Annotated in this window: 20 protein-coding genes; 9 read left to right on the top strand and 11 right to left on the bottom strand. The window is 61.2% G+C overall.

The window, feature by feature from the left end; genetic code table 11:
• The coding region (locus tag ACQY7U_RS26265) for a citrate/2-methylcitrate synthase (RefSeq protein ID WP_428651601.1) at nucleotides 1-288 on the top strand (288 nt) is incomplete at its 5' end.
• A gap of 84 nt (nucleotides 289-372) precedes the next feature.
• Here ACQY7U_RS26265 and ACQY7U_RS26260 read toward each other — a convergent pair.
• Nucleotides 373-1317, bottom strand: a complete 945-nt coding sequence (locus tag ACQY7U_RS26260; protein ID WP_428651598.1) for a LysR family transcriptional regulator — start codon at nucleotides 1315-1317, stop codon at nucleotides 373-375.
• A gap of 148 nt (nucleotides 1318-1465) precedes the next feature.
• Here ACQY7U_RS26260 and ACQY7U_RS26255 point away from each other — a divergent pair, with 148 nt between their 5' ends.
• The 3 genes from ACQY7U_RS26255 to ACQY7U_RS26245 all read left to right on the top strand — a co-directional run bounded on the left by ACQY7U_RS26255 (nucleotide 1466) and on the right by ACQY7U_RS26245 (nucleotide 4171).
• The gene (locus ACQY7U_RS26255; RefSeq protein WP_428651595.1) at nucleotides 1466-2641 is read left to right on the top strand and encodes a cytochrome P450; all 1176 of its coding nucleotides are present in this window, start codon (nucleotides 1466-1468) and stop codon (nucleotides 2639-2641) included.
• 56 nt (nucleotides 2642-2697) lie between these two features.
• Nucleotides 2698-3021 carry a 2Fe-2S iron-sulfur cluster-binding protein gene (locus ACQY7U_RS26250; RefSeq protein ID WP_428651592.1) on the top strand — a complete coding sequence of 108 codons (324 nt, stop codon included), beginning with the start codon at nucleotides 2698-2700 and terminating at the stop codon, nucleotides 3019-3021.
• Nucleotides 3022-3118: 97 nt separating this feature from the next.
• Complete coding sequence (locus ACQY7U_RS26245) at nucleotides 3119-4171, top strand: TRAP transporter substrate-binding protein (RefSeq protein ID WP_428651590.1); 1053 nt, start codon at nucleotides 3119-3121, stop codon at nucleotides 4169-4171.
• Nucleotides 4172-4345: 174 nt separating this feature from the next.
• Here ACQY7U_RS26245 and ACQY7U_RS26240 read toward each other — a convergent pair whose 3' ends face one another.
• Nucleotides 4346-5089, bottom strand: a complete 744-nt coding sequence (locus ACQY7U_RS26240) for a tellurite resistance TerB family protein (RefSeq protein ID WP_428651587.1) — start codon at nucleotides 5087-5089, stop codon at nucleotides 4346-4348.
• A 247-nt stretch (nucleotides 5090-5336) separates the two neighbouring features.
• Here ACQY7U_RS26240 and ACQY7U_RS26235 point away from each other — a divergent pair, with 247 nt between their 5' ends.
• A complete protein-coding gene (locus tag ACQY7U_RS26235; RefSeq protein ID WP_428651584.1) occupies nucleotides 5337-5792 on the top strand; it encodes a hypothetical protein in 456 nt (151 codons plus the stop codon).
• A 211-nt stretch (nucleotides 5793-6003) separates the two neighbouring features.
• On the opposite strand, the gene ACQY7U_RS26230 is transcribed toward ACQY7U_RS26235, so the two are convergent.
• The gene (locus ACQY7U_RS26230) at nucleotides 6004-6474 is read right to left on the bottom strand and encodes an Lrp/AsnC family transcriptional regulator (protein ID WP_428651581.1); all 471 of its coding nucleotides are present in this window, start codon (nucleotides 6472-6474) and stop codon (nucleotides 6004-6006) included.
• Between the two features lie 128 nt (nucleotides 6475-6602).
• Between ACQY7U_RS26230 and hppD the strand changes: the two genes are divergently transcribed.
• Nucleotides 6603-7715: a 4-hydroxyphenylpyruvate dioxygenase gene (hppD, locus tag ACQY7U_RS26225; protein WP_428651579.1), complete on the top strand. Its 1113-nt coding sequence runs from the start codon at nucleotides 6603-6605 to the stop codon at nucleotides 7713-7715.
• 370 nt (nucleotides 7716-8085) lie between these two features.
• On the opposite strand, the gene ACQY7U_RS26220 is transcribed toward hppD, so the two are convergent.
• Nucleotides 8086-8943: a LysR family transcriptional regulator gene (locus tag ACQY7U_RS26220; RefSeq protein ID WP_428651576.1), complete on the bottom strand. Its 858-nt coding sequence runs from the start codon at nucleotides 8941-8943 to the stop codon at nucleotides 8086-8088.
• 98 nt (nucleotides 8944-9041) lie between these two features.
• Here ACQY7U_RS26220 and ACQY7U_RS26215 point away from each other — a divergent pair, with 98 nt between their 5' ends.
• Entirely contained in the window at nucleotides 9042-10184 is a 1143-nt protein-coding gene (locus tag ACQY7U_RS26215; RefSeq protein ID WP_428651574.1) for an NAD(P)/FAD-dependent oxidoreductase, read from the top strand.
• Between the two features lie 105 nt (nucleotides 10185-10289).
• Here ACQY7U_RS26215 and gshB read toward each other — a convergent pair whose 3' ends face one another.
• From gshB to rsmI, 3 genes are all read right to left on the bottom strand, one after another.
• Nucleotides 10290-11237, bottom strand: coding sequence for a glutathione synthase (gene gshB / locus ACQY7U_RS26210; RefSeq protein ID WP_428651571.1), 948 nt, complete (start codon nucleotides 11235-11237; stop codon nucleotides 10290-10292).
• 196 nt (nucleotides 11238-11433) lie between these two features.
• Nucleotides 11434-11823: a YraN family protein gene (locus tag ACQY7U_RS26205; protein ID WP_428651568.1), complete on the bottom strand. Its 390-nt coding sequence runs from the start codon at nucleotides 11821-11823 to the stop codon at nucleotides 11434-11436.
• The gene (gene rsmI, locus ACQY7U_RS26200) at nucleotides 11823-12737 is read right to left on the bottom strand and encodes a 16S rRNA (cytidine(1402)-2'-O)-methyltransferase (protein WP_428651565.1); all 915 of its coding nucleotides are present in this window, start codon (nucleotides 12735-12737) and stop codon (nucleotides 11823-11825) included. Before rsmI ends, ACQY7U_RS26205 begins: the two co-directional genes overlap by 1 nt.
• A 199-nt stretch (nucleotides 12738-12936) precedes the next feature.
• On the opposite strand from rsmI, the gene ACQY7U_RS26195 reads away from it, so the two are divergent.
• Nucleotides 12937-14148, top strand: coding sequence for a penicillin-binding protein activator (locus ACQY7U_RS26195; RefSeq protein ID WP_428651562.1), 1212 nt, complete (start codon nucleotides 12937-12939; stop codon nucleotides 14146-14148).
• Between the two features lie 50 nt (nucleotides 14149-14198).
• The gene (gene coaBC / locus ACQY7U_RS26190; protein ID WP_428651560.1) at nucleotides 14199-15422 is read left to right on the top strand and encodes a bifunctional phosphopantothenoylcysteine decarboxylase/phosphopantothenate--cysteine ligase CoaBC; all 1224 of its coding nucleotides are present in this window, start codon (nucleotides 14199-14201) and stop codon (nucleotides 15420-15422) included.
• Nucleotides 15423-15453: 31 nt separating this feature from the next.
• On the opposite strand, the gene ACQY7U_RS26185 is transcribed toward coaBC, so the two are convergent.
• From ACQY7U_RS26185 to ACQY7U_RS26170, 4 genes are all read right to left on the bottom strand, one after another.
• On the bottom strand, nucleotides 15454-15891 hold the full coding sequence (locus ACQY7U_RS26185) for a hypothetical protein (RefSeq protein ID WP_428651557.1): 438 nt from the start codon (nucleotides 15889-15891) through the stop codon (nucleotides 15454-15456).
• Nucleotides 15888-17933 carry a hypothetical protein gene (locus ACQY7U_RS26180; protein WP_428651555.1) on the bottom strand — a complete coding sequence of 682 codons (2046 nt, stop codon included), beginning with the start codon at nucleotides 17931-17933 and terminating at the stop codon, nucleotides 15888-15890. Before ACQY7U_RS26180 ends, ACQY7U_RS26185 begins: the two co-directional genes overlap by 4 nt.
• Nucleotides 17920-18825 (bottom strand): glycosyltransferase, encoded by a 906-nt coding sequence (locus ACQY7U_RS26175; protein ID WP_428651552.1) that lies wholly within the window; start codon nucleotides 18823-18825, stop codon nucleotides 17920-17922. Before ACQY7U_RS26175 ends, ACQY7U_RS26180 begins: the two co-directional genes overlap by 14 nt.
• A gap of 275 nt (nucleotides 18826-19100) precedes the next feature.
• Nucleotides 19101-19979 carry a class I SAM-dependent methyltransferase gene (locus tag ACQY7U_RS26170; protein WP_428651549.1) on the bottom strand — a complete coding sequence of 293 codons (879 nt, stop codon included), beginning with the start codon at nucleotides 19977-19979 and terminating at the stop codon, nucleotides 19101-19103.
• Between the last annotated feature and the right edge of the window lie 159 nt (nucleotides 19980-20138).

The raw sequence follows: 20138 nt of genomic DNA, 5'->3' as shown, positions 1-20138 counted from the left end.
GGTCTGCGCAAGCTCGGGCCGGACAACCCCAAGGTCCGGCTGGCGGAAGAGATCGAGGAGGCGGCGCTTGCCGCGTTGAGGCAGGCCAAGCCGGACCGTCCGCTCGACACGAACGTGGAGTTCTATACCGCCGTGCTGCTCGATGCGATCGGCATCGACCGGACACTGTTCACCCCGCTCTTTGCAGTCGGCCGCACGCCCGGCTGGTGCGCCCATGTGCTGGAACAACAGGAAAGCGGCAAGCTGATCCGGCCATCGTCCCGCTATGTGGGGCCGGAGCCGGAATAGGGTTCTTCCCGGTTACGCCCTCACACCGCCGCTGCCCCGGCCTTGAGCCGAGGCCTGCAGACTTCGCGCATGGGAGGTCCCGGATCAGGTCCGGGACGGCCCGCCGGCTGAAATCATGCCTGACGCCCCCGGCCGTGCCGCCAAACGATAGATCAGCTCCCGCACCCACATGTGGAGTGGCGAGCGATGGGTGAGCGACGTCCAGACAATGCGGATCGGGATGGAGGTCGCCACCGGACAATCAATGACCCGAAGTCCTTTTCCGACTGCTTTCGACAGGCGCTCTGGCACTGTGGCAACGAGCTCCGACCCCGTCACCAGTAGTTCAAGCCCAGCCGGACTCGGCACCCGCAGCGCCACCCGCAGCTCCCGGCCCATCCGCTCCAGCTCGATGAGATAACGGGAGCGCCACTGGCCGCCGTAGGTGACGAGCACGTGGTCGAGACCGAGATAGTCTTCCAGGCCGAGAGGCCCGTCGGCATTCGGATGCGAGGGATCCAGCAGGCAGACATAACGGTCGCTGTAGAGATCACGGCGGAAGAAATAGGGCTCATCCCGTTCGAACGGCCCGAGCAGGAGGTCAGCCTCGTTGCGCATCAGTCTTTCGTGTCCGATCCCCGAAGAATCGATGATTTCCAGATCGATCAGGGGAGCCTCTTTCTTCAGGGCATGGACGATGTCCGGAATGATCAAAACGCGTTCATAGAAATTGCAGGCGATGGTGAATTTCTGTGTCACCGTGCGCGGATCGAAATCGGGCGGAGCGGCCAATTGCCGAAATTCCAGGGAGATCCGTTCCGCCTGCCGCACGATGTCGTCGCAGCGCGTTGTCGCCTGCAGGCGCCGGGCCTGACGAACGAAGAGCGGATCCTGAAACACGGACCTGAGTTTCTTGATCGTGTAACTGACGGCCGACTGGTTCACCTCCAGCACCTCGGCCGCCCTGGTGAACGAGCGCAACTGGTGAACCGTCATCAACACGTGCAGGGCACGAAAATCGACGTCGAGAGGATCTGCGGCCTTGGTCATCACGAGGGTCCTCAAGCAGGTGAGCGAGCGGCGATGCCTCATCCTAAAATCAAAAATTTGGATAGTAATTATAAAATCAATCGCATTGATTGATTTTATTTCTGCCGATTAACTGCCCCCCGTTGCCGGATTTGGGAGGAGATGGCAGATGGCGGTCGCACCCGTCGACAACACACTGACACTGGCGGACCTGACGCGGGACCCTTATCCGATCTATCGGCGGATGCGGGCTGAAACGCCGATTATCGAAGTACCGGCGGCGAACCGGATATTCCTGACAAAAGCCCGGCACACCAAGATGGTGAAAGACGATCCGGAGCTCTACAGCTCGGACGATCCGGTGACCCCCATGCGCCGGGCCTTCCAGGCCCATACGCTGATGCGCAAGGACGGTGAGGTTCACCGGCGCGAGCGGATGGCCATGCAGCCGGCGTTTGCGCCCAAGGTCATCAAGACCGACTGGGCCGTCCTCTATCAGAAAATCGCGGCAGACTATCTTGACCGTCTGCCGCGCGGTGAAACCGTCGACCTCTTCAAGGATCTGTGCGGGCCGGTGGCAGCCCGCATCCTGGCTCATATCCTGGGCCTCGACGAAGTGAGCGATCAGGACATGCAGCGCTGGTCGCAGGTGCTGATCGACGGAGCCGGAAACTTCGGCTTCGCGGACGAGCCTTTCGAGAAGTCAGATGCGGCCAACGCCGAAATGAACGCGGTTTTCGAGAAGATCATTCCGCGCCATCTGGCCGAACCCAACAATTCGGCGCTGTCGGTGATGGTCAATGCCGCCAATCCGATCCCGATGAGCCAGATCTACGCGAACATCAAGATCGCCATCGGAGGTGGCATCAACGAGCCCCGGGACGCGCTGGCAACGATCATCTACGGCCTCTTGACCAATCCGGACCAGCTGGAGGAAGTGCGCCGTCAGGGGGCCTGGGTCGATGCCTTCGAGGAGGGTGTTCGCTGGGTGGCCCCCATCCAGGCCTCGTCCCGCCGGGTCACGCGGGACCTGCAAATCGACGGGATCGACATTCCCGAAGGCGTGACGCTGATGACCATCCAGGCCTCGGCCAATCGCGACGAGGACCTCTTCGAGGACGGCGAGGTCTTCAATGTCTTCCGCAAGAAGGCGCCGCATCAGGCCTTCGGCAGCGGTCCGCACCATTGTGCCGGAGCGCATATTTCGCGGCGGACAGTGGGCGAGATCATGCTGCCGATGCTGTTCGAACGCTTTCCGAACATGCAGCTGGACAAACGGGAAGACGTCGTCTGGCGCGGTTTCGGTTTCCGGGGCCCGCTGAACATGCCCGTCAGGCTGAACTGACCGGCCATCAGGAAAAGCGCGGAACGGCAAGGCCTACCGCGCGGGAGGAACTTTTTATGGTGCAGATTACCTTCGTTCAGCCGGACGGCAGCCGGACGACGGTGGAGGCCGCGGTCGGCGCGTCCGTCATGGAGACCGCCGTGAACAACGGCGTCGACGGCATCTTTGCCGAATGCGGCGGTGCCATGATGTGCGCGACCTGCCATTGCTACGTGGACGATGCCTGGGCCGGGAAGGCCGGGGCACGCAACGAGGGCGAGGACGACATGCTGGAATGCGCCGCGGCGGACCTGCGTGAAACCTCGCGGCTTTCGTGCCAGCTCAAGGTCAGCGGCGATCTCGACGGACTGGTGGTGCACCTGCCGTCCGAACAGGTGTGACCGCGGCGCAAGGGAGCGCGCTCCGGCACCAGCAATCAATCCCAGACAATCAGCAACAGATGGACAAAGCCGAAATCCGGTCACCAGGGAGGGAACCATGTCCAGGACTTTAAGAACAACACTGAAGAGCGCCGCGGCGGTCGCCGTGGCCACCCTGTCGATTTCGGCAAGCACCACTCTGGCGACGGCCGCGGACGTAACATTGCGCCTGCACCAGATGCTGCCGGCCCAGGCAAGCGTGCCGAAGAATATTCTCGAACCCTGGATGGCCCGCATCGCGGAAGAATCCGATGGCCGCATCGAGATCCAGCACTACCCCTCCATGCAGCTTGGCGGCAAGCCGCCGGAACTGATCGACCAGGCCATCGACGGCGTCGCCGACATTGTCTGGACTCTGCCCGGCTATACGCCCGGCCGGTTCCCGCGAACGGAAGTCTTCGAGCTGCCCTTCGTCATGACCAATGCGGAGGCCGTCTCGCGCGCCTTCTGGCAGCTGGCGGAAGAGACCATGATGGACCAGGACTTCAAGGACATGAAAGTCCTTGGCCTCTGGGTCCACGGACCCGGCCTGATCCACTCAAAGGAGCCCATCGATTCCCTTGACGACCTCGGCGGCATCAAACTGCGGGCACCGACAAGAGTGACCAACGAAATGTTCCGCTCTCTCGGAGCAACACCAATCGGCATGCCGGTCCCGGCGGTTCCAGAGGCTCTCTCCAAGGGCGTGATCGATGCCACCGTGGTGCCCTGGGAAGTGACCGGCGCCCTGAAAATCAACGAGCTCGTCGGCAATCATACGGATTTCGGTGAAGACCCGCTCTATACTGCGACCTTTGTTCTGGCCATGAACCGGGACACCTACGAGGCGCTTCCGGACGACCTGAAAGCGGTGATCGACAAGAACTCCGGACCGGAACTCTCCGCTTTCGCCGGCAAGCAGATGCAGATCGACGACGCGGGTCCGCGCGATCACGCCATTGAGAAGGGCGCAACGATCGTCGAGCTGCCGCCAGAAGAAATCGCCCGCTGGAAGGAAGCGGCGGCACCGACGACTGCAAAGTGGATTGCCGAGATGGACGAAAAAGGCCTCGACGGCGGCGGACTTTACAAACGCGCCATGGAGCTGATCAAGGAAAACACCGAGGAATAAGAGACGAAAGCCGCAGAGTCTGATCGATACCGGCTGCCGCGGCTTGAGCTGACGCCAATTTGCCGCCCCGGCCTTGAGCCGGGGCCTTCTTGTATCTGCCCCACAGGTCCCGGATCAGGTCCGGGACGGCGTTTAGGAAGGCAAGGCTTCGATTGGGTTCGATGGCGTCCGCCGTCACCCCGCCATTTCGGCTTCCCGCACGGCCAATTCGATTTCCTCCACGAGACCGGCGTCGAGGCCGAGGCGCGCGGCTAGCATCTGCAGGTAGGCCTTTTCGGCCGGGTGGTCCGGGTCGATGGCAAGGCGGGACGCGGCGTAGATTTCAGCCGCTGTTTCCGGGCTGGTTGCGCTGGCGACCACCTTGTCGAGATCGAGCGGCGCACGCAGTTCGTCCATCAGGAAGGCCTTGGCTTCGGCATCGAGACCGGCTTCGTCGATCTTGTCGAAAATCCGGTCCTGTTCTTCCCTGTCGATGTGGCCATCCGCCTTGGCCGCCGAAATCATCGCCGTCAGCAGGGCGACGGCGGCCTGGTTCTCTCCGCCCGGCTGCTCCGCCGGATCGAAGGCCGTACCGCGCGGTGCGTCGAGCGGGACCGGCTCGTCCTGCGGATACTGCGGGCGAGGTGCGTTCTGCTGGCTGGCCTTGTGGCCCTGGTACGCCTTGTAGGCGAGGCCGGCCACAAGGGCGAGGCCACCGTAGGTTACGGCATTCTTGCCGAGTTTCCGCCCGGTCTTGGTCCCGAGCATCAGTCCGGCGAGGCTGCCGAGCGCGAGACCGCCGCCCTGGGAGGACAGGAAATCCTTGCCCTGGGAGAGGAGATCCCCGGATCCACCCGGACGGCTGCCACCGCGGTGGCCGGTTTGCCCCCCGCCCGGGGCCCCCAGAAACTGATCCAGCAAGGATTTTGCGTCGAACATCATCGGCTCCATAAAATTGCCACCGTGGGCCTTGTAACCTGCGGCGGCTGATATCCTGATCGCCCTAACAAATGGGATTTTCTGTCAGCGGCGCAAGTTTGCGATACAATTGGCGACACATGGGCACCCCGCACCAGATCTTCCCGGCACCTACGAGGGCACTTTGACCTTTCAGACGACAATCCGCTGCCTTGCCCCGGGGCTCCTGCTTGTCCCGGTGTTATTGATCGGCGGGCCGGCTATAGCCATGTCGCTCAACGACGAGGCCGACACCTACCGCCTGGTCCGGCAGGAAGACGTCGTCCAAGCCTATACCGAGGCGCTGACGGCGGCCGGTATCAGCACGACCGGAAACCTTTTTGCCTTCAACATCAAGGGTTGCTCTCCCAAGAAAGCGCCGGGGGAACCGCTTTACATTCATGCGGTTCAGGACAGGGGCCAGCCTCGCGGCAGCGAATACCCGACCTTCGTCTTTACCACCGGCCTGAACCGGACCGACGCCAGCCTGATGTTCAGGACCTTTGCCGGCAAGCAGCTCTATCTCTCCGAAGTGATCTCCTGCGAGAAGACCCAGTGCCTGTTATCCGCCAAGACGGGTTTCTCGGACGTCTGCCTTTCCGATCCTTTCGGCAACCCGGCTCCGGACCTTCAAGGTCTGCGCAAGGATTTCTGGACGGATCTGTTGGGCTGGCTGGGGCTGTGAGACGGCTGTTTTCCCCAAACGCCGACTGAACACCCCTCCCGGTGTCCTGAATTTCACAGCTTGTAATCCCCATGCGGTCAGGGAGCCCGTAAACTGTGGCGTTTGCGGTCTTCTACCACGTCGGACTGCATGGATTACTGGCTCCAGGTCTTGCCGCTGACGCGACAAACCGGGATGACAAGTCTCGATGCTCAGGTTTTTCCGGCCGGGCTCACCTCGCCAGCGGCAGCAGGTTGTCGTCCTTCAGCGTCTCCATGGCAATCGACGAGCGCACATGATGCACCGCCTCCTGGGGCAAAAGCTCGTCGTTGATGATGTGGCTGAGAGCTTTCAGGTCCGGCACCACGATCTTCAGCATGTAATCGAGATCGCCGGTCAGCGTGTGGGCTTCCTGCACCTCCGGCATGGCGGTCACCATGTTGCGGAACTTGCGGGCGTTCTCACGGCTGTGGGCGCCGAGGGTGACGCCGATGAAGGCCGTGACGGTCAGGCCCAGGGCTTCCGGATCGAGCGCGGCGCGGTAGCGGCGGATGACGCCGGCTTCTTCCAGTTTCTGGCGGCGGCGGGACACCTGGCTGGCGGACAGGCTGATCACCTGACCGAGTTCCGCATTGGTGAGCGCCGCATTGTCCTGCAGGGCGGCCAGCAGTTTCACGTCATATCCGTCCAGCGCAACAGTCATGCGGGTCTCCAAGGTTTTTCGCATGTTGTGTGCATCATTCTACGTGATTTCACGTGAATTGCACACATGCTGCGCGCCTTCACCGGCATTCTGGCCAGCATGAACGAACTTCCTGAGGAGGAGCAGCCATGGGTCCGTTTCCGCACGATGCGCCGCCGGCCGCAATCACCAAAGACAACCCGGCCGGCACGGACGGTTTTGAATTTGTCGAATTCGCGCACCCGGAACCCGAGAAACTGGACGTTCTGTTCCGCCGGATGGGCTACGCACCCATCGCGAAGCACAAGACGAAAAACATCACGCTCTACCGCCAGGGCGACATCACCTACGTGCTGAATGCCGAGCCCGGCAGCTTCGGCATGAAGTTTGTCGACACGCACGGACCGTGCGCGCCGTCCATGGCCTGGCGTGTGGTCGATGCGCAAAAGGCTTTCGAGCACGCGGTCGCCAGGGGCGCCACGCCTTATGAAGGCAATGACAAGACGCTGGATGTTCCGGCCATTGTCGGCATCGGCGGTTCGTTGCTCTATTTCGTCGATACCTATGGCGACAAGGGCTCTGCCTATTCCAGCGAATTCGACTGGCTGGACGAAGCAAATCCGAAGCCGGAGGGCGTCGGCTTCTATTATCTCGACCACCTGACCCACAACGTCTATCGCGGCAACATGGACAAGTGGTGGGACTTCTATCGCGACCTCTTCAACTTCAGGCAGATCCATTTCTTCGACATCGACGGACGTATCACCGGCCTTGTCAGCCGGGCGATCACCAGCCCCTGCGGCAAGATCCGCATTCCGCTGAACGAGTCCAAGGACGACACCAGTCAGATCGAGGAATATCTGAGGAAATACAACGGCGAGGGCATTCAGCACATCGCCGTCGGCACGGACGATATCTACGAGAGCACGGACAGGCTGGCGGAAAACGAACTGAAATTCATGCCGGGCCCGCCCGACACCTACTACGAGCGCTCCCACGAGCGGGTGCACGGCCACAACGAACCGATCGAGCGCATGAAGCGCCACGGCATCCTGATCGACGGCGAAGGCGTGGTCGACGGCGGCATGACCAAGATCCTGCTGCAGATTTTTTCCAAGACCGTCATCGGCCCGATCTTCTTCGAATTCATTCAGCGCAAGGGTGACGAAGGATTTGGCGAAGGCAATTTCCGCGCCCTGTTCGAATCGATCGAGGAAGATCAGATCCGCCGGGGTGTCCTGAAACCTGAAGCGGCCGAATAGGTCCCACATTCGATCCGCTTTCAGAAAGGGCCGTCTGCTCTCCGGAGCAGGCGGCCTTTGTATTCGGATCACCGCCGATCCAAAACTTCCGGCAGTGCGGCTTCACAAATTTCAACCTGTAATTTTCAAAAAAAAGCCTGCACCCCGACTTAGGTAGTATGTGCTTGATTCCGCTCGGTAATCGCCTGAGTTGCTGAGCACTTGCAAAAAATATCCGTATTTTTTCCGTCTTTGCCGGGAAGAAGAAACGTTCAGAGGGGTTTTACAGACAGAGGATGCCGAACAGGCCCTCTGTTGCATTGTCTAAGCACACAACTTTTCAACCTCCGCATCCCACGCGGAGGTTTTTTTTTGAAAAATCGGTTTCAGGTCAAATGTCTCCCAAAAACAGGCGCCTGTCCTGTGCCGCCGCCTTGATCATCGCATCGAAGACCACACGGACACGGGCGTTCCTGCGCACATCGCTGTGGCAGACAATCCAGAGCTCGGCATGATTCTCGACGATCGGCTCGGATGTGCGCTGCAAACCGCTCCATTGCTCGCCAAGGATCATGGGAAGCACCGCCTCACCCGAACCGGAGGCGACAAGGGCTGCTGTCGACAGGAGACTGTTCGACTGAAATCTGGATTTCAGGCCATAGGCATTGCGGTCCTTTTCCAGAAACAAGGTGTTGGTGTAGTCCTCGCCGGTTCCCGCCCTTGAACCGGCCGGCGCTTCGGACGTGCAGGCGCGGTAGCGCGCCCAGCGCATCTCCGTTAGTTTTCTGCCGAACAACGCCTCGTCGCTCGGGCGCATCGGCCTCAGGGCAATGTCGGCCTCCCGGTTTTCCAGGCTCAATACCTGATTGCTCGAAACGATCTGAACCTCCAGCGCGGGGTGCTGCTCAAGCAAGGCCGAGACGTGACGCGCCAGGAAAAAGGGCGCCAGGACCTCCGTCGCAGTGATCGTGACCTTGCCCTGGATCTGCTGGTCGCGGCCGTCGGACAGGCGCGCAATGCGCCGGACTTCCTGTTCCATGCGTTCCGCCGCCAAAACGATTTCCGTGCCCAGTTCATTGGCCTGATAGTCGCCCCGGTCCCTGAAGAAGACCGGTTCCTTCAACTGCCCCTCGATCCGCTCAAGATGCCGGAAGACGGTCGAAACCGTCACGCCGAGAGCCTCCGCCGCATCCGGTATCCGCCCGCAGCGCGCCAGAACGAGCACAAGGCGATAGTCATCCCAGGTCATGCCTATTCCCAAAAATCAGAATTATCTTGGCAATTATGCAAATGAATTCCCAAATTTGCGAATCTAATCTGCCGCCAGCTTTCACCAAGGAGTTTGACATGGGAAAACTGGTCATTGCCGGTGGCGGGTTTGCCGGCACCTGGGCCGCGATGGCGGCAGCTGCCAAGCGGGACGAACTCGGCGCGGACGATATCGGCATCGAACTTGTTTCGGCCGACGAGACCTTGTGCATCCGCCCGCGCCTCTATGAAGGCACGGACGAAACGATGAAGGTTCCACTCCGGCCCCTTCTGGAGGAAATCGGCGTCGCCTTCACCGTTCAGCCGGTAGCATCGGCCGGCGACGGCGTGCTGACCTGCGGAAACGGGGACACCATCAGGGCCGACAGGCTGATCCTGGCGACGGGCAGCTCAATCCGCCTGCCGGATATCCCGGGCGCGGCCGAGCACGGGTTCGCCGCCGACACATTCGAGAGCACCACAAAACTGGACCGGCATCTTGAAGACCGGCAGCACGCCGGCAGTCCGTTGACGGTCGTGGTGGTCGGGGCCAGCTTCACGGGCCTGGAAATCGCCACCAAACTGCGCCTGCGTCTTGGGGCGGACGCGAAAATCCACCTGCTGGACATCAGCGAAAAACCCGGCCACGGCCTTGGCGAAAACCTGCGGGAAACCATTGCCACGGCGCTTGCGGAGGCCGACGTCGCCTTCCTCGGAAACTCCTCGATCGAGAAGGTGACGGCACAGGGCGTGGTTCTGGCCGGCGGCAAGACAATCGCAACCGAAACCGTGATCTTCGCGACCGGCTTTCTCGCATCGCCCCTTGCGGCTTCGAGCCGGCTCGAAACAGACTGTTCCGGCAGGCTGCCCGTCGATCCGTTCCTGAGAGTGGAGGGCTGGAACAAGACCTTCGCCGCCGGCGATATCGCCGCCGCGATGGTGGATGACAACAACCGCGCGCTCATGTCCTGCCAGCATGCCATGCCCATGGGCAAGACCGCCGGACGCAATGCCGTGCTGGCCCTCGCCGGCAAGGAGCAGGAGGCCTATACGCAGCCCTTCTACGCAACGTGTCTTGATCTCGGGCCGTTCGGTGCCGTCTTCACCAACGGCTGGGACAGGAAAATCGTGGCCACCCGGCAGGAAGGCGCGGAGATGAAGGTGAAAATCAACACCAACTGGATCTATCCGCCGACACCCGACCTCGGACAGGAAGGCATTTTCCGCTACATCCGGGCCTGACCGGGAAGCTTGCGAGCATCATTACGCGCTGCACAGAAGACACGGGAGCGGTTGGCGATGCCAACGCTCCCGTGTCTGTTCTCGCAGGCTTTCCGGCTGCGGCAATCAGTTTGCCGCGACTTTTGCCTCCAGCACGTCCCAGACAAGTGCCGCCACATTCGGACCGCCGAGGTTGCGGATGGCGCGGATGCCGGTCGGTGCCGTGACGTTGATTTCCGTCAGCCAGCCGTCGATCACGTCGATCCCCACCAGAATGAGGCCCTTCTCGCGCAAGGACGGGCCGAGGCGGGCGCAGATCTCGCGCTCGCGCTCCGACAGGTCGCTGTCGGTCGGCGCGCCGCCGCGCACCATGTTGGATCTGAGATCACCCGCGGCCGGCACGCGGTTGACCGCCCCGGCAAATTCGCCGTCGACCAGCAGGATGCGCTTGTCGCCGTGTTTGACGTTCGGCAGGAATTGCTGGATCACCCAGGGTTCGCGGAAGGTGGCGGCGAAGAAGTCATAGAGCGACCCGTAGTTGAGATCGTCCCGGGTGACCCGGAACACCGCCGCGCCGCCGTGGCCGAACAGCGGCTTCATGACGATGTCGCCGTATTCCTCGCGGAAGAGATCGATTTCCGCCTTGTCGCGCGTGATCAGGGTTGGCGGCATCAGGTCGGCGAATTCGGTGACGAATAGTTTTTCCGGCGCGTTGCGGACTTGCACCGGATCGTTCACCACCAGCGTTTCGGGATGGATCTTCTGCAGAAGATGCGTGGCGGCGATGTAGGACAAGTCAAAGGGCGGGTCCTGGCGCATCAGAACCACGTCCATCTCGCGCATGTTGAAGCGCAGGGGATCGCCGAAGGAGAAATGGCTGCCCTTTTCGTCCCGGACCGTGACCGGTTCCATGGCGCAAAAGACCTCGTTGCCGCGCATGGCCAGCCGGTCGGGCGTATAGTGATAGAGTTCGTGACCTCTGGCCTGCGCTTCCAGCATCAGCGCAAAGGCGCTGTCGCCGGCAATGTTGATGGTCGAGATATGGTCCATCTGGACCGCAACTTTCAAAGCCATGAGGCACTCCCGGCGGGCAACGCATGCAGCGTTTTGGGGATTTCAGAACGATTGGTCCAGATATGCGGTTCGAGATCCGCTTTGTCCAGAGGGGGCGGGCAGAAGCTTCTGTCTTTGCCTCACCGTCCTTCCGGACATGGAAGGCTCGGCCGGGCGCCGATCCGGAATGACGCAGCGGAGGGGTGAGAGCCCCCAACTACTTCCACGCCTCGAAGGCATTCTCGATCTTTTCCGGCAGGGCCCAGGGGCGGATGACGATGACGTCGAAGCGCAAGGTGAAAAAGCCGGCCTTGGGGTGTTCGGTAACGAAGATCCGGGCGGCATTGGAAATGCGCCTGCGGCTGGCCGGGGTGACGGCTTCCAGCGCCGCGGCGCGGGAATTCCGGGCCTTGACCTCGATGAAGGCGACCGTCTTGCGGCGCTTGGCGATCAGATCGATTTCGCCGGCCCTGGTCTTGTAGCGGTGTTTCAGGATGCGCCAGCCAGTCAGGCGCAAATACCAGGCCGCCCAGACTTCTGCGGAAAGTCCGAGAGCATGGGCGCGGCGGCGTTTTTCCGAAGGCGAGGTTTGGGGCCCCTTCGCCATCAGTCGTCCCCCGACTTCAGGTCCAAAGCGCGCTTGTAGACCTCGTTCCGGTCGAGCCCCGTTGCCCTGGAGATCTTCTTGGCCGCGGCGCTGACGGGCATGTCGGCGAGCGCCGCTTCAAGCAGCGCATCCAGATCGGACGCTTCGGCCTCGGGTTTTTCTTCCGGCGGCCCGACCAGAATGACGATCTCGCCCTTGACGGGCACGTTCCTGAAACGCTCCGCCAGATCGCTCAGCGTCCCGCGTTCGAAGGTCTCGAAGCGCTTGGTCAGTTCACGGGCGACGACCGCCTCGCGCTCCGGGCCAAGCATGTCCGCCATCGTCTCCAGCGTCGCGCCGGTGCGATGAGGCGATTCAAAGAAGATCAGCGTCGCCGGAATTTTCGCCAGTTCTTCCAGGCGCCGGGTCTTCGGCCCGCCCTTCTGCGGCAGGAAGCCGGCAAAGAGAACCGTGTCGCTCGGCAGGCCCGAGGCCACCAGTCCGGCGAGCGGTGCGGACGCGCCGGGGATCGGAACGACCTTGAAACCTGCCGCGGTGACATCGCGCACCAGACGGTAACCCGGATCGGAGACCAGGGGCGTTCCGGCATCGGACACAAGGGCAACCGCCCTGCCTGCTTCCAGTTCCGCCAGGATCTTGGGCCGCTGCTTGTCGGCATTGTGCTCGTGATAGGGCAAAAGCGGCGTCTTGAGGCCGAACTTCTGCGTCAGGGTCGAGGTAACGCGCGTGTCCTCGCAGGCGATCAGGCTGCTGGCGGCCAGCGTTTCCAGCGCCCGCACCGTGATATCGCCGAGATTGCCGATCGGCGTGGAAACGATATAGAGCGCCGGTTCCAGGTTTGGCACAGTAAAGGCGTGTTCGGAGAGGCTGTAGCGGTTCTTGCCCGCCGGTGCCGGGGGTGAATCGGTCCCCATCTTGCCTCCTTTCACGCCGGTCCCGTCCTTGCAATCGATAGGTCAGATGCCCTGCGCTACCTGCTGCTGGCGGCCGATGCAAGGCAAATCCACTGTTGATCAGCGGGATACGTCGCAGAAACGCCACCAAAACTTTACAGATCCACAACGAATACGTAAGTCTCTTCAAAAGGGTGGATTGACAGAAATGGCAAGTGGAATGCGGGGCAAAATCGAATTCGGGCACCGGCGGCTCTTCCTGAAAACGGCGCTGGCCGGGGGAAGCACGCTGCTGCTGGCAGGCTGCATGGGCTCGACGCTCGGCTCGCTTCCGGGCGACCAGATCCAGCCGGGCGCCCTGCCGCAGACAACCGGCGAAGTCATCGGGACGGGTGGTGTACGGGTCGGCCTGCTGCTGCCGCTGGCCAGCAGCGACGGCAAGGCCTCCATCGGGACGGTCTTCAAGAATGCCGCCGCGCTGGCGTTGCAGAATTTCCCCAATGCGGATGTCCAGCTCCTGGTGAAGGACACGGGCGGCACGGCGGCAGGCGGGCGCACGGCCGCGCAAGCCGCCATTTCCGAAGGTGCCGAGCTGATCCTCGGCCCGGTTTTCGCTCCCGCCGTTTCCGGCGCCGCCCAGGCGGCTCGCGAAACCGGCGTTCCGGTGATCGCCTTCTCCACCGACACCTCCGTTGCGGCCCGGGGCGTCTATCTCCTCAGCTTCCTGCCGGAAACGGACGTCAAGCGCACGATCGGATATGCCAACAGCCAACGCAAAAGCTCCTATGCCGCGCTTATTCCCGAAGGCTCCTACGGCGCCGTCGTGGAAGCGGCCTTCCGTCAGGAAGTCGGCCGCGGCGGTGGCCGGATCGCATCGATCCAGCGCTACAAGATGTCCGGCAATGACACCTCGGACCTCATTGCCAAGGCCGGTCTTCTGAAATCCGTGCTTGGCAATGTGGATGCGCTGTTCGTGCCGGCAGGAGGCAATGTTCCTTCCGTGGCGGTCCAGGCGCTGATGGGCCAGGGCGCCAATTTCGGACAGGTGAAACTGCTCGGATCTGGCCAGTGGGATGCGCCGCAGATCAAGAACAACCCGATCCTGGCCGGCGCATGGTTCGCCGGGCCGGAGGAAAAGGGTTTCCAGGCCTTCGCCCAGCGCTACCAGTCCACTTACGGCGCCGTTCCGCCGCGCAACGCCAGCGTCGTCTACGACGGCGTCACGCTGGCCGCCGGCCTGATCCGCTCCGCCGGCCCCCAGCGCTTCGACCAGAGCATTCTGACCAACCGCGACGGCTTTATCGGCATTGACGGATTGTTCCGCTTCAAATCCAATGGCCTCAACGAGCGGGGCCTTGCCGTCTACCAGATCACGGGCAAGGGCACGCAGGTGATCTCCCCGGCGCCGAGGGATTTCCGGACCGGGTTCTGAGACCCGGTGCAGATCCAGGAGGCCCGCAAGCCAGCAGGAGTATGTCGTAGATGCTGAGCGGCAAGCAGATTGTGCTGATCATCAGCGGCGGGATCGCGGCCTACAAGTCGCTCGACCTGATCCGCCGGCTGAAGGAGCGTGGCGCCCGGGTCATTCCGGTGATGACCGGCGGCGCGCAGGAATTCATCACGCCGTTGGCGGTGGGGGCCCTGTCTGCGGAAACGGTCTTCACGAGCCTCTTCGACCGGGAAGCCGAGCATGATGTCGGCCATATCCGCCTGGCGCGGGACCACGACCTGATCCTGATCGCACCGGCAACCGCCAATCTCATGGCCAAGATGGCCCATGGCATCGCCGACGATCTGGCAAGCGCCGTCCTTCTGGCCACCGACAAACCGGTGCTTGCCGCGCCCGCGATGAACCCGAAGATGTGGCAGAACCCGGCAACACAGGCCAATCTCGCCACGCTCCAGCAACGCGGCATTCGCTTCTGCGGTCCGGCCACCGGCGAAATGGCCGAGAAAGGCGAGGCCGGTGTCGGACGGATGCTGGAACCGCTGGAGATCGTCGCGGCGGCGGAAGCCGTTATCCGGGACGACGCCGCACAGGCCGGAAAGCTGCCGCTTGCGGACAAGCATGTGCTGATCACCTCCGGCCCCACCCATGAGCCGATCGACCCGGTGCGCTACATCGCCAACCGTTCTTCGGGCAAACAGGGCCACGCCCTGGCCCGCGCCGCCTTCGAGGCAGGCGCCCGTGTCACGCTGGTCTCCGGCCCTGTCACCCTGCCGGACCCCGATCATGTCGACGTCATTCACGTCGAATCGGCCGTCGAGATGCTGAAAGCCGTGGAAGCCAGCCTTCCGGCGGATATTGCCATCATGGCAGCTGCCGTGGCCGACTGGCGCGTGGCGAGCGAAGGCACCCAGAAGATCAAGAAAGACGGCAGCGGCAAGCCGCCCGCGCTGGACCTGACCGAAAACCCGGACATTCTGGCGACCGTCGGCCATCACAAGAGCCTCCGGCCGAAGCTGCTGATCGGCTTTGCTGCCGAGACCCAGAACCTGATCGACAATGCCCGCTCCAAGCTGGAGCGCAAGAAGGCGGACTGGATCGTCGCCAACGACGTCAGCCCGGCCACCGGCATCATGGGGGGCGATGCCAACACCGTCCGCCTCGTCAGCCGGCAGGGCGTCGAGGACTGGCCGGAAATGGACAAGACCACCGTCGCCCGCCACATCATCGCCCGTGCGGCGGACGCCCTGAAAGACTGATCACGCCCCCGGCTGGATGTTCTGGTTCAGATCAAAAAACGATTTCGATACCCCACAGGCTTTTCAACTGCGCTATCAGGATGTCGTCTTCATTGCTGGTGACGCGCTCTGTCCGAAATCCGTAAGCTTCGAACCCGCAGATATCCTCGCTCGTGAAAATGACGACATCGCAGTTTTTTTCGATTGCAAATGCCGCCAGACGCGCGGCAAGGGCCGGACCCTTGTCGGGCTGAGCGTCGATCAGGACAGCGACGGTTTGCCGCTGGATGGACGTTTCCTGCCGAGGCGGAATCGCGGTGGTGTCCGGCAGCACCGCTTTGCCGCGCATCGGGGTAGTAGCCGGATCAAACCGGGAAAGCACCGGATCGATGTCAATGACCTGCGACGCGGTGCAACGTGACATAACAGTGCACCAGTTCTGCAGTTCAGTGGAATTTGCGAAGAGTTCGTCCGTCATCAGGCCGTTCATTTGCAGATCTCCTCGATTATCCGCGCCGCAGCGGCCGATCCGGTCTCAGGGAGTTCAAACTGCGCCAATGTCTCGCGGACCGTCTCCGCGCGTCCGGCCAGAAACTCGTCGATCGAATTTGTCAGTTTCAGGGGTTCCCAGGGCTCTACGAGCTCCGCCAGACCCCGCTGAACTGCTGCGTTTCCACGTGCACGCTGGTCGTCCATGTAAGGCGCCATCTGCGGGATGAAGATTGTCGGGACCGCGCCGTAGAGTACTTCGTGGAAGCTGTTGTACCCGACCGCGGATATGAAAATATCGGCCGCCTGCATGAGAACACTGGCGTGGAACGTACGCACAACGACCGTATTCGGATGGTTGAACCAGCCAGGATCGACGACGCTCGTGGGATAAACAACGACAAGGTTGGTAACATCCTTCCTCGTCGAAAGATGGGCTGCGACCGCCGATATCTGCGCGCGTCTGTCCGCCGCCACACCGCCGCCAAGCATGGTAACCACGAGTTTTTCGAGCGGGCGGCCAAGCCTTTCCGCCAATTCGGCGCGAATGGTTTCCTTCTCTGCCTGCGACAGGTTGATTTTCTGAACAATGGGACCGACTTCACGGATACGACCGGATTGAGCCACCGGTGCATTGAGCTCCTCGAAGGCCTCGTGCGGCACGATGATGCGCTCGAATATCTTTTGCCTGTCGAGCATGACCCGATTGTTCTGGCTGTCCTGCCACAACCCCCGCCTGATCCAGATCGCTGGCAGCTTGTTTGTCAGGACCGCATTCATCACGCTCGGAAAAACGAACCCCCCATCAAACACAAACCCGCTGGCCCCAACGCAGAAGGGGGAGAGGCGAAGATAGTTGACAAGGTCGTTGTTGTCGTCAGGCGTGCCCAGTCTCCGGGCGACGAGAGGCGAGCAGTCAAAGCCGGCTCGGGACAACATTCCGATGCAGGAAGGAAAAGCCGCGAACTTTGCCCTGCCCGGCTGGGCGAGATCCTTCGCGACGACCATACAGCGCTTGGCATGCCCGAGGCCAACGCCGTTGGTCGGCATGAACACGATATCGCCCGTCCGGCCTTTGTCCGTATTGGCCATGCTTGCACTGGCTGGTGCGGGTATCAGAGCCTTCAGTTCGGGCGGAAGCCGGAAACGGGCCTTCGCCGCCTCAAAACGATCGCTGGTTTCAATCTCGTTGCGACCCGGGACGATTTCCTTGCGCAGCCATGTGGCGAGAAAATCTGCTCTGCCTGTTCCGGGAAGGATGTTGTTGCCAAAGCCGGCCCAGGCGTTTTTTTCCGACGCATCAATCAGGATGCAATTGGCGCAGACGAGATTGGCGATCAGTGCCTGGAACCGGGCCCAGCCGTTCGGCGGACCGAACAAGACGGCAATGTCGATCTGTGCGGCAAGTACATGCGGAGCAATCTCGTTGTAGTGCCAGACCGGCGTTTCGAGACCCAGAACATCCTGCCAGATCCGTTTCTCCTTGCCTGACGTGAGAACAAGCATTTCGTAGTCACGTTCACGGCTCATCGGAAGAAAGGCAGCGCACTGCTCTTCGCTCTCGGCTGGAGGATTGACAAGGGCGACACGGGGCCGGGATCTGGATGACCTGCGCCGAGCGGATGCGAAGATCGGAACACTGACCTCCGGCAGCCCCTGCACCGTCTGGATTTCGGGAGTTGAGGGTTCGTAGCCAAGGGCATAGGTGATGCGGGCGACTGCGTTGATGCGCGCCTGTTCACTCGCAAACCGTCCGTATGCAATTGTTTTGCCCGGACCGTTCAGCCCTGCCTTGCGCAACCGGCGCATGGCCGCATCATCCAGAAGGTCCGCTTCGAGAACGACCATAACGTCGGAGGGGCCCGGAGCATCCTTTCGTATGAAGGGAGCAAGTTCATACGCACTTCCGGAGGCCAGGTCCTCAGCCGAAAACGATTGCTCGGACAGTGCAACCGGAAGACCCGCCGCATGGGACTGATTCAGGAGAACCGCGAGGTTATCGATCGAATCGTTGCTGATTGTCCCGACTTCAAAATACAGCATGAGCGAATTCCAGCGCTGATGTCCTTGCAGAAGTATCCCTGTCGATTCGGAACCTATGCCGCCTGCGGAAAGCTTCGGCGGAGAATTCTCCGAGTATCGTCTGGCCCCTGAGCACTTGCTCCCGATAGGCGGCCGGATCGGAGATCAAATCGGAGATCACGGAGTTGACGTCTTCCGGTTTCGCACAAATGGCTCCTGCGCCAAATGTGGAAGCGGTTTCGGGATCTGTAATCACCACCTTACCTGCCGCCATCGCTTCGGCCAACACCCGTCCAAAGCTCTCCCGCCAGCCGGGATTTGTGAAATAGACGAAGAAATCGATCGTCGACAGGAATTGATCCACGGGCTCGGCGCCGAAGGGGAGACATTGCCAATGGCTCGGCCGGCTGTTTTCCAGCATCAGGTCATTGGCACCCAGCAGCCGAACCGCTTCGGCACTATGCGGGAACAACACCTTCATGACATCGAGCCCGGGAAACTTTTCGAAGCCGGGACGTGAATGGCGTCCCCGCCGATCCCGTGGCTGCGACACCGGGGCAACGCAGTTAAACTCGCAGATATTGGTCCAATCGAGCGGGTCCACCTGCCAAGTGACCGTGTTGGAATGGCGTGACAGCCAATCGACAATGGTTTTGCGGTTGTTTGCGGATATTGGAGCAAGCAGCCTGATCCGCGCCAGAACGCCATTTTCGATCAGCCGCAGACAGTGAGCGACATCAAAGCCTTCCCTTTCCTGCCCCTGTTGTTGTGCAGGTCTCAGGAAGTTTTCGTGGCAGACGACATAAAACTTGTCGCACACGATGCGGACCGGCATTTCCCGATCGAACTTGAGGCTCGACGGGTTGTGAAGAGCGACCACTTCCGCCTGAATTGTCTCCCCCGCCCAGGCCAACCGGGTCCCTGTTTCCAAACAAGCTCGAACGATCCCGGGATGGATTTCCTCACCCTTGAACATCGCAGTCTTCAGACAAACGACCGTAAGATCGCAAATTGGAGCAAGCGTATAGATTTCCTGGGCAACCGCGGTCGAAGTCCCGCCTGAGAACCGTGGATCAACTACAAGGGCCGTTCTGGGAAGCATGCACAGAAAACTCCGGGTTTTTGCTATGAACGGAGAAGCTGCTACGGCCGCGCACCCCTTCGGAACGAGAACGCGGCGCATGTGCCTCACTCAATGGATGACAACCGTTTTTTCTGTGCCTCCAGCACAAGACCCGGGCGGCGGGTAATCTGGTCCAGGTCCGCCTTCATGATTTCCTCATTCAGGATCGCGGCCCGGCTTTGCGCCAACTCATGCTGCCCCTCATCGATCAGAAGCTCGAGTGCCGAAAGCCTTACAAGCAGTCGTTTCTTCTGCGATTGCGCCCTGTCGGCAGCAAGATCGATCAGCCTTACCTTCTCACCTGCGGGAAGATTCTTCACAGGATCCGCCTCATCGGCCGGAATGTCGATCTTCTTCAGATACAGGAACACCGCCGTGTCATCGACCTGACCCAGATACTCGTAGTGATCTATGTAGTACTCGCACCTGACTTTGTTATAGGCTGCAGATTCATAGAAGTAGTCTTGCTGAAATATGACCGTGTGACCTTCGATGTAATGCGGCGTGAAGGATCTAAAGGCCGCGAAATCGCGTTCATAGGTCTTGAGGCAGTCAAAGAAGGCAATCTCGACCGGCTGCGCAAAAGACGGCGCCATCTTCAGCAGGTCGCCAATTTTCAGGTCAATCATCGGCTGGTAGGTGGAAAGCAATTGCCGCAGCAGCGGCTCGAAGCTCTGCCCGGGTTCCAGTTCCGGAACCTCAACGCCTGGCAGGTCGGTCAAGGTCTCCAGATACCGGTCCATGCTTTTGACCCATCTGGCGATGTCGTAGCTGACAATTCTATTTGCGCAGCCATTTGCGCAATTGGGGTTTTCTCGCAGACCTTGGGCAAAAGCTGCCGTCGATGCCCCGAGAAAAATTCCCGCATCGACGATGACGCCTTTGTTGAGGAAATGGTCTCGCGCAGCTGAAAAGAGCAGAGCCCTTTCCCTACGCGTTGTCATCCCCGGATGCGCTCCAAGGCTATCAGGGAGCGTGGTGCCTGCCCATGCATTCACGTCGATTGCAGACACTTCCGCTTCTCCCTTGGCGCTGAAGCAACACTTGCTCTTTGCGCGCGCAGTCTTTTAGAGCCAATTCGAACCACAAGATGAAGCAATCTT

It is taken from the genome of Roseibium sp., from assembly GCF_050301095.1.
Classification (GTDB): domain Bacteria; phylum Pseudomonadota; class Alphaproteobacteria; order Rhizobiales; family Stappiaceae; genus Roseibium.
Note: the sequence above shows the minus strand (reverse complement) of the source record. Positions and strands in the feature narration are given on the sequence as shown.